General features: G+C 41.4%; 7 protein-coding genes and 1 pseudogene. 7 read left to right on the top strand and 1 reads right to left on the bottom strand.

The window, feature by feature from the left end; all coding sequences use genetic code 11:
* Positions 1-1,999 (bottom strand): carboxyl transferase domain-containing protein (locus H5202_RS15160; RefSeq protein WP_272490472.1); only part of this gene is annotated, 1,999 nt, incomplete at its 3' end.
* A gap of 129 nt (positions 2,000-2,128) precedes the next feature.
* Between H5202_RS15160 and H5202_RS15155 the strand changes: the two genes are divergently transcribed.
* The 7 genes and pseudogenes from H5202_RS15155 to H5202_RS15125 all read left to right on the top strand — a co-directional run.
* The gene (locus tag H5202_RS15155; protein ID WP_182772811.1) at positions 2,129-3,040 is read left to right on the top strand and encodes a LysR family transcriptional regulator; all 912 of its coding nucleotides are present in this window, start codon (positions 2,129-2,131) and stop codon (positions 3,038-3,040) included.
* A gap of 300 nt (positions 3,041-3,340) precedes the next feature.
* A complete protein-coding gene (locus H5202_RS15150; RefSeq protein ID WP_182772810.1) occupies positions 3,341-4,525 on the top strand; it encodes a hypothetical protein in 1,185 nt (394 codons plus the stop codon).
* Between the two features lie 82 nt (positions 4,526-4,607).
* Positions 4,608-5,219: a SprT family zinc-dependent metalloprotease gene (locus H5202_RS15145; protein WP_182772809.1), complete on the top strand. Its 612-nt coding sequence runs from the start codon at positions 4,608-4,610 to the stop codon at positions 5,217-5,219.
* Positions 5,220-5,362: 143 nt separating this feature from the next.
* Positions 5,363-6,075 (top strand): annotated as a pseudogene (locus H5202_RS15140) (endonuclease).
* Positions 6,076-6,124: 49 nt separating this feature from the next.
* Positions 6,125-6,865: a 16S rRNA (uracil(1498)-N(3))-methyltransferase gene (gene rsmE / locus H5202_RS15135; protein WP_182772808.1), complete on the top strand. Its 741-nt coding sequence runs from the start codon at positions 6,125-6,127 to the stop codon at positions 6,863-6,865.
* Between the two features lie 42 nt (positions 6,866-6,907).
* A complete protein-coding gene (gene gshB, locus H5202_RS15130) occupies positions 6,908-7,861 on the top strand; it encodes a glutathione synthase (protein ID WP_182772807.1) in 954 nt (317 codons plus the stop codon).
* Positions 7,862-7,869: 8 nt separating this feature from the next.
* Positions 7,870-8,908: alkaline phosphatase (locus tag H5202_RS15125; protein WP_182772806.1), on the top strand; the 1,039-nt coding region annotated here is incomplete at its 3' end.

Raw genomic sequence — 8,908 nt, 5'->3', positions numbered from 1 at the left:
GTATTTTTTGAATCAATAAGTCTTGGTAACCCATTGTTAAACGGTTCCAAAAATCCTTACGACGACCAATACGCACAGGGTTAATTGTACCGGTGTATTTATCGTGTTCGTCTTCGCTATCAAAGTACTCTGGTAATAAACGCTCGAAGAAATAAGTTAAGATTACAAATAACGAATCGTTTAACTGTGGGAAACCCACACTCTTCCATTGCTCTACACGAGTCAGCAATTCAGCGCGATTCGATTGATCCATAAAGTATTTAAGCCACTTATAGAACTTACTCTTATCGTTTGCGTTGTCACTTATCGATAATGCATTATCAATCGATTTATGCAGTAATTTATCCACGGATTCACGGGACAAACTTTTTGACATCATGGCTTCTTTCGAAATTGACGCCAAACTACCTACAACATTGTCATATAGCGCATTGAAGATAAGCACGTTATGACACTGCCAAATAAAGTCTTCACGTAATTCGTCATTAACGACAATATCCAACACAGTAAGCTGACTAAGCTCAGGCCATGGAGCTTGTGTTGTAGACTTAGGCAGTGATTCTAAATGCTTAATTAAGCCATTAAAGTTGTTAGCGGCATTACTTTTCCAGCGATGATATAAAGACCAACCAATGTTAAATAACAGTGCCTTACGTGCTTTTTTATAGTTCTCTTTTGGTTCACCCAAAATAAAACGTGTAATCACGTTACGTTCGGCAGAAATGTCTTTACGTTTAGCGCTGAATGTACCCCAAAGTTTATTCAGTTCTTCATCGTAAACTAACTTATCAGGGTTGGTTAACCATGCTTGGAACACGCGTTCCTGTTCTTGCTTAATACGCGCTAACAAGTCACCTTCTGGCACGCTCACTTTTGATAAGCGACCATACTGTTCTTGTGAGATTGAATGAATACGGCTACGCAAGGTCAAATAACGCAAATAACGATATGCACTACCAAAAATATTGTGGTACATCGTTGGGTTATTGGCGACAGATAAGCGGGTATTATTTTCAAGCGTTAGTAAGTTAGCCGACGGCGCTAAGTAACGCTGTAAGCTACGATCATAATGCTCTTTTAAATCTGTAGATTCGCGCACAAATTTCATTGCAGCACGTTCAACAGCTTCAATAGAACTGATAATCGCACGACGGAAATTATGCTGACGCTCGTCTTTATCTGATGGAGTGAAATCGATAATGCCGTCAATACAACCAGCGGTATATAACTCTTCTGGTGATACGCCTACCGATTTAGCACATTCCTGCCATGACAAGTTATACTTACGCGCAATGCTTTGTAAGCCTTGCGGCTGAATAGTGTTGAAAATACCATCTCGTACAGATAATAAAATGTTCGCTGCAGCTAATGGAATTGCACCACCAGAATAACCCGCACCAATCACAATACCGACTGTCGGTACATCAACATTCGCACTTTCAGCAATCGCTTTAGAAATGGTATGCGCTTGGTTTTGGCTATTGGCAATTTCGCCAGCATCTGCACCAGGAGTATCGATTAAATATACAATTGGCATAGACAATTCGGCGAAATGGCGAATCGCTTTGCATGCTGCAAGATGGTGTTCTGGCATCCATGCACCGTTTGCGGTCGTGCGCTCTTGCGCAATAAAACCGATACGGCGAGTACGAGTACCAAAATTAAGTTCCACTTCAGCACGGTAAAACGGTCCGATATGACTTTCGGCAATAATCTTGCCTTTTAAGTCAGCGATCATTCGCTTCGCGCCTGGGCGGTTTTTATCCAAGGTCGGTTGGATAACTTTATTGACATAACCGTCAACGTCTAAAGATGCCAAACTTTTCAAGTTTGATTGAATGGAATCTTCTGTTAATAATCCTTTCACTTCTTCAGATAAACTCTGCTTGTTATGAGCAGGAAATAATGAAAAGTCTTTAGCCAAGTGTTCAGCTTGTAAGAAAAGTGGGTCAGCCGATAGTGCTTGAGTCTTGTTAGCGGGCTGCTTTTTGCTGGTCATCCTTAGATCCTCTGCTTATATAGCCTCTGAAAATTTTTTTTAGCTCGTAAATATAACTTTGTTAATGGGTAAATTACCATATAAACTAGCTTGGACGCTTTGTTCCATAAATGAGACAGTGAGGTTTGAATGCCCGATTTGAACGGTATGATGCTGTTTGCAGCCGTTGTTAGAGCAAAAGGATTCTCTCAAGCAGCACGAGAGATCGGACAACCTAAATCAACCATTAGTCGTAAAGTTGCTCAATTAGAAGAGCAACTCGGGGTTCGATTACTCCAACGAGACACCCGAAATTTAAGCCTGACTCAAGTTGGAGCTTTATTTTATCAGCACTGTGATTCTATTAGTCATGAAATTGAAGCCGCTAAAGCCACCATAGAAAACACCCATAATGATATTTCTGGCGCGTTGCGAATCGCCATTCCGGTGTCTTTTTCACAAGATGTTATCGGCCATTTATGTTCAAGTTTTATGCGTCTTTATCCCAATATAGAACTCGATATACAATTTACCGATAACGATGTTGGGCTTGTGGGTGAAGGCTACGATATCGCGATCAAATATGGTCCATTGCAATCTTCCGATCTTGTGGCTCGATTATTATTTGAACGCCAACCTATTTTGGTCGCGAGCCCTGGTTACATCAAAAAATTCAGTAGCCCTGCAACACCACAAGAATTAACTCAGCATAACGGTATTTTACTCGGCACCACATTGTCAGCTCCCATTTGGGCGTTAGGGAAAGGTAACCGTAAAATAATGGCAACCTTTAAACGTAAAGTGCGGGTTAATAGTGCCAGTATGGTGAAACGTCTAGCATTAGATGACTATGGTATTGCCATGCTGTCTAACACCAGTTGCAAGCAAGAACTTGCAACCGGAAGCTTGGTGCCCATTTTACAAGAATGGCCAATGGAACCCTTTAAAGTCTATGGGGTTTATTCAAGTCGCCGTCAGCTGGCCAGTAATATTAGTGCTTTTTTAGACTTCTTTACCAAACGGTATACCAGCCAAGAATCACTACATTCGATGATGAGTTAAGTCTATAAACCTGTAAGCACGTCGCCATCAGATCGTTGTTAATTGCACTTTTATTAAGCATTCAATAGTTGAATGGTTAACTCAATGATCTAAATAGGCCGTTTGAGATTATCTTGATTTAAAAACGAGTAATGCAAAATTTTTGCACTAAACATCAAACTTATATCATCGGTATTAATGACACTGTTAAATCACCTAAACAACTGTGCTATAACTGTAAGTTAAAGATATCGTTTATTGTTGAACAGACTACAGAAAACTAACTCGTATTAGGATACTCATAGTCCTATAGGAATCGTCATGATTAAACACACTGCTTTTATAATGTTAAGTTCATTGGCATTAGTTACCTTATCTGCTTCAGTTCAGGGTGGGCCTCTCTCAAAAAACGTTGAAGAGATGCGTGTATCGAAGGCCGGGCAAACTATGCCTAATGTGGTTAATCGTTATCAAGCTATCAGTGATACTTTAGAGGTCAAGCTAGCCCAATCCACTGACGAGTTAGCCGTTACCGAAATGGTTGCCCATCAAGGGCATAGATTATGGCAGCAAGCTGTTCGAGATGTACAATCGGGACACAGTGATGATCGCTCCTTGTACTGGAGTCGTTTAAGTATGCGAAATGTCCTAAAGCAAGAAAGAGCCGGATTCAATGTGGCCGATTGGCAACGTGATATTTTGGTTAAAGCAGTTGAGAAGTCTTCTCGCGGTTTTAGTGATATTGAGTTTTCTCCTGATACGCAAATTAATATTCTCGTGACCGGTTTTGACCCTTTTTTCCTTGATAGAAATATTGGCCAAAGCAATCCATCAGGTTTAGCTGCTTTAGCCTTAGATGGTTATCGTTTTGAAGTGAATGGTAAAAAAGCACAAATCGAAACGGTGATGATTCCAGTAAGATATGCCGATTTCGACAATGGCATTATCGAATCGTTACTCACACCTTTTTATCGTGAAGACAATGTCGACATGGTGTTTACCATTAGTATGGGTCGTGAAAACTTCGACATTGAACGCTTTCCTGGACGTAACCGCAGTGCAGAAGCCCCAGACAACTTAAATGTATTAACGGGTGCCAGTCAGCGCAATCCTAAAGCGCCATTATTTAACGGTGGCACCTCCGCCGATGGTAAATTAAATGGCCCTGAGTTTGTGCAGTTTTCACTTCCAGTCGAAGCAATGGCAGCAGTAAAAGGTCATTGGAGTATTAATGATAACAATCAAATTAGCACCTTATCACGAGGCCAGTTTAAGGCATCATCTCTGGCTGAATTGCAAAATGAAATTTCGGTAGAAGGCTCTGGAGGCGGCTATTTATCCAATGAAATTTCCTATCGCAGTATTTTACTTCGAGATCAATTTAACTTGAATTTACCGGTAGGACACATTCATACTCCACGCGTTAAAGGATATGACTCACAAGTAGAGTCTGACATTGTCGAGCAGATACGCGCCATGATAGCTGCGGCTGCGAGCACACTGTAATATCGACAAACTAAATTAAGAGGCCGATGCTTTACTTGCCTGAACCTTTCATTGATCATTCAAGCAAGTGAAGCAATCCAAGATGCTTAAAAATATTTTCAATCTCACACAGCGCGCGCACCAAGCGCTAACGCAAGACATCCAAGCAAAGGAGTCTTCATTATCAACGGGATCTCTCCCCAACAAATCGCAGAACACTACCGTTAGCAATCCGTTACAACGGCAAATTTTGGCCAAAGTCGAAGCGGACTACCAATTAGCAGAAACGCATTTCAAACGTCAATTCCCACGTCCTAGTGTTCATTTCAGCTTACGTGGAAAAAGCGCCGGCACAGCACATTTACAAGCTAATAAATTACGCTTCAACCCGGTGTTACTGGCTGAAAATCCTGACATTTTTATTAATGAAGTTGTACCACATGAAATTAGCCACTTAGTGTGCTTCAACCTATTTGGTAAAGTAAAACCTCATGGCAAAGAATGGCAAAGCGTGATGCTGACGACATTTAACATTACTCCTAAGACCACTCACCAACTCGATACTCAGTCTGTCAGTGGTCAACAATTCGAATATTTTTGCGGCTGTGGTAGCGTTCCGCTCAGCATAAGACGGCACAACAGAATTGTCCGAGGCCAAACTCAATATCGCTGTCGCCGCTGCCAACAAACATTAACCTCTTTTAACCCGAAATAACCTTTGCTCGGAATAATAAACGGTATCAATTGCGTCATAGCATGTGATGGCTTAACATCAGCAAAAATGACAGGCTAAGCCTGCGCTGTAATGATGTTTTGTTAATTTTAGGGTTTACTTTGCGCTTATCATCCACACACTCTTTGCTATTTGGGGTGTCGCTTCTGTGCGGCATTTTTTCATCCACGCTTATCGCAGCTGAACATCCAAGTAGTTTTGGTAAAGCGAAAACAGTTGCTAAAAAGATTTATCAACAACACCTCCCTCTTAGTACCTTTTATTGCAGTTGTGATATCGCCATAGCAGGAAAATTATGGCAAGCAGATCATGCTAGCTGTGGATATCAAGTTAGAAAACAAATTATTAGAGCCAACCGTATTGAATGGGAGCATGTGTCCCCGCTTGGGAATTTGGCCATCAACTGCAATGTTGGCAAGATGGCGGACGTAAAAATTGTGGTAAAAACAACAAGCAATTTAAAAAAATGGAAGCCGATGTACATAATCTCGTTCCTGCTGTCGGTGAGGTCAATGGCGATCGCAGCAACTTTAGGTTTAGTGATTGGGGTGGAAAAGCGGATCAATACGGCCAATGTGAAATGATTGTCGACTTTAAAGGTCGCAAAGCACAACCCCCAAAACGAGCACGAGGTCCTATCGCTCGAACTTACCTTTATATGCAACAAAACTATGGTCTTCAAATTAGCAGCAGTCAGCAAAAATTGTTTAATGCATGGGACAAAATGCAGCCAGTGACGGCAACTGAGTGCAAGCGTGATACCTTAATCGCGGCTAACCAAGGTAATCATAATGATTTTGTATTCAAACAATGCCAAAATAACGGCTTAGTTCGTTAATTGGCGATCAAGCTACCCATGAACAATTGGTTAAATAAGGTCAACACTGATGAGAGTCCCACGCATTTTTCAGCCCCTAGACAATTTACAACAAGGGCAAACGCTTCAATTAGATGAAGATGGTGTTGCCCACATTGGCCGAGTATTACGAATGGGAATGGGTGACCACATCAGCTTGTTTAACGGTGACGGTAATGATTATTTAGCCGAAATAATTGAAACCAGTAAGAAATCTATCTCTGTCACGGTCCTAAGTTGTGAAGCTAACAATAGTGAATCGCCATTAAACTTGCATTTAGGTCAGGTGATTTCACGTGGTGACAGAATGGAGTTTACGGTTCAGAAGTCGGTAGAGTTGGGTGTAACAACCATTACACCGTTATTTTCTGATCGATGTGGTGTCAAACTGAGCGGTGAACGTTTAGAGAAAAAGCTGCAGCAATGGCAAAAAATTGTTATCAGTGCTTGTGAACAATCTGGTCGCAGTATTGTTCCAGTTGTTCGACCTGCAATGACACTAGCGCAATGGTGTGAAGAATCTACCGAAGCTCTAAAACTGAATTTGCACCCAAGAGCCTCACACGGTATTAATGGCTTGCAGTTATCTGGTCAACACCACAAAGTAAGATTATTAATTGGCCCAGAAGGCGGTTTGTCTGACGAAGAAATTGCCATGACCGAAACCCAACATTTTACCGATATTTTATTGGGACCAAGGGTACTTCGTACAGAAACGGCGTCATTAACTGCTATTACTGCATTACAAGTTAAATTTGGCGATATTGGTTAAATTAAACCGATATCTTCCCTGCACATTATTAAGGATACACACATGATTAAGCTCGGTATTGTTATGGACCCGATCAGCGACATTAACATCAAAAAAGATTCGAGCTTTGCGATGTTATTAGACGCACAAGCACGTGGCTACCAATTGTTTTATATGGAAATGCATGACCTTGCGATGGTCAACGGTAAAGCCATGGCCACGATGCGTGAATTATCGGTTAAGCAAGATGCTGATCAATGGTTTACCTTAGGCGAGTCAGTTGATACTCCTTTGGCCGAACTTGATGTGATTTTAATGCGTAAAGACCCACCATTTGATACCGAATTCATCTACGCGACTTATATGCTCGAACGTGCGGAAGAAGAAGGCGTGTTGATTGTTAACAAGCCGCAAAGCTTACGTGATGCCAATGAAAAACTGTTTACGGCATGGTTTTCTGAGTTTACCCCAGACACTATTGTTACCCGTGACGCTAAACGCATCAGAGCATTCCACCAGCTAAAACAAGACATTATTTTAAAACCACTAGATGGCATGGGCGGCACGTCTATTTTTCGAGTGAAAAAAGATGACCCTAACGTTGGCGTGATTATCGAAACATTGACCAGTTATGGTCAACAATACGCAATGGCACAAGCCTTTATTCCAGAAATCACTCAAGGTGATAAGCGTATTTTAGTGGTGGACGGTGAACCGGTACCTTATGCATTAGCCCGTATCCCGATGAAAGGTGAAACCCGTGGCAACCTAGCTGCCGGCGGCAGTGGTGTAGCCCAACCATTATCAGAAAGTGATTGGAAAATTGCGCGTGCTATTGGTCCTGAATTGAAAAAACGTGGCCTTATTTTTGTCGGCTTAGACGTCATTGGTGATAAATTAACTGAAATCAATGTGACTAGCCCAACCTGCATTAAAGAAATTGAAGCAGCGTTTGACGTTAATATTACCGGCATGCTTATGGATGCTATCGAAGCCCGTATTAGTCAGAAAAAATAGGATTAATCATGCATTTTCTATCTACCTACCAAAAGATAATCAGCAGATTATTATTGGTATCTAGCTTGGTTGTAACAGGTGCAATGGCTGATGAAGTCGTTATGTCGCCAGTAGTTGCTAATACGGTAAGTAACAATGTTCCGACGGTCGGTCCATCAAGACCTAAAAATATCATCATTATGATTGGTGATGGTATGGGACCGGCTTACACCACCGCCTATCGTTATTATAAAGATAATCCTGACACAGAAGAAGTTGAACAAACTGTGTTTGATCGCTTACTTGTTGGTATGGCAAGCACTTACCCTGCTTCTGTCAGTGGTTATGTAACAGACTCTGCCGCATCCGCTACAGCATTATCAACTGGGGTTAAAAGTTATAATGGTGCAATTGCCGTTGATACTGAAAAACGCCCACTTACCACTTTAATGGAAAAAGCTAAAGCATTAGGTTTATCTACTGGCGTAGCGGTTACCTCCCAAGTAAATCATGCTACGCCTGCTGCATTTTTGGCTCATAATGAAAGCCGCAGTAATTACATAGACATTGCAGAAGCTTATTTAACATCTGATGCTGATGTCATTCTTGGTGGTGGTCAGCAATATTTCACCCCAACATTACTTGAACAGTTCCGCGCTAAAGGCTACCAGTACATCAGTGAATTCTCTGAGCTAGCATCAGTGACTACGCCAAAAGTATTGGGGCTATTTGCCGATGTACAATTGCCTTGGGCCATTAATGATAACCAAGCGCATAAACTCAGTCATATGACCCAAAAAGCATTAGATTTACTGTCACAGAATGAACAAGGTTTTGTGTTATTAGTAGAAGGCAGCTTAATTGATTGGGCTGGCCACAGTAACGATATTACTACCGCTATGGGTGAAATGGATGAATTTGCATACGCAATAGAAGTCGTTGAACAATTTGTTCGTCAAAGTAAAGACACCTTGATGGTTGTGACAGCAGATCATAATACAGGTGGATTATCAGTAGGCGCACATGACAAATATGAATGGCATCCTGAAGTACTGCATAAGATTAAAG

Source organism: Shewanella sp. SG41-4, assembly GCF_014164505.1.
Classification (GTDB): Bacteria; Pseudomonadota; Gammaproteobacteria; order Enterobacterales; family Shewanellaceae; genus Shewanella.
The sequence above is the reverse complement of the archived record's forward strand: the minus strand, read 5'-3'. Positions and strand labels throughout refer to the sequence as shown.

Excerpts from the sequence above, each read along its gene's own strand:
- H5202_RS15155 (WP_182772811.1), top strand. The coding sequence starts at position 2,129 with ATGCCCGATTTGAACGGTATGATGCTGTTTGCAGCCGTTGTTAGAGCA.
- H5202_RS15150 (WP_182772810.1), top strand. The coding sequence starts at position 3,341 with ATGATTAAACACACTGCTTTTATAATGTTAAGTTCATTGGCATTAGTT.
- H5202_RS15145 (WP_182772809.1), top strand. The coding sequence starts at position 4,608 with ATGCTTAAAAATATTTTCAATCTCACACAGCGCGCGCACCAAGCGCTA.
- rsmE (WP_182772808.1), top strand. The coding sequence starts at position 6,125 with ATGAGAGTCCCACGCATTTTTCAGCCCCTAGACAATTTACAACAAGGG.
- gshB (WP_182772807.1), top strand. The coding sequence starts at position 6,908 with ATGATTAAGCTCGGTATTGTTATGGACCCGATCAGCGACATTAACATC.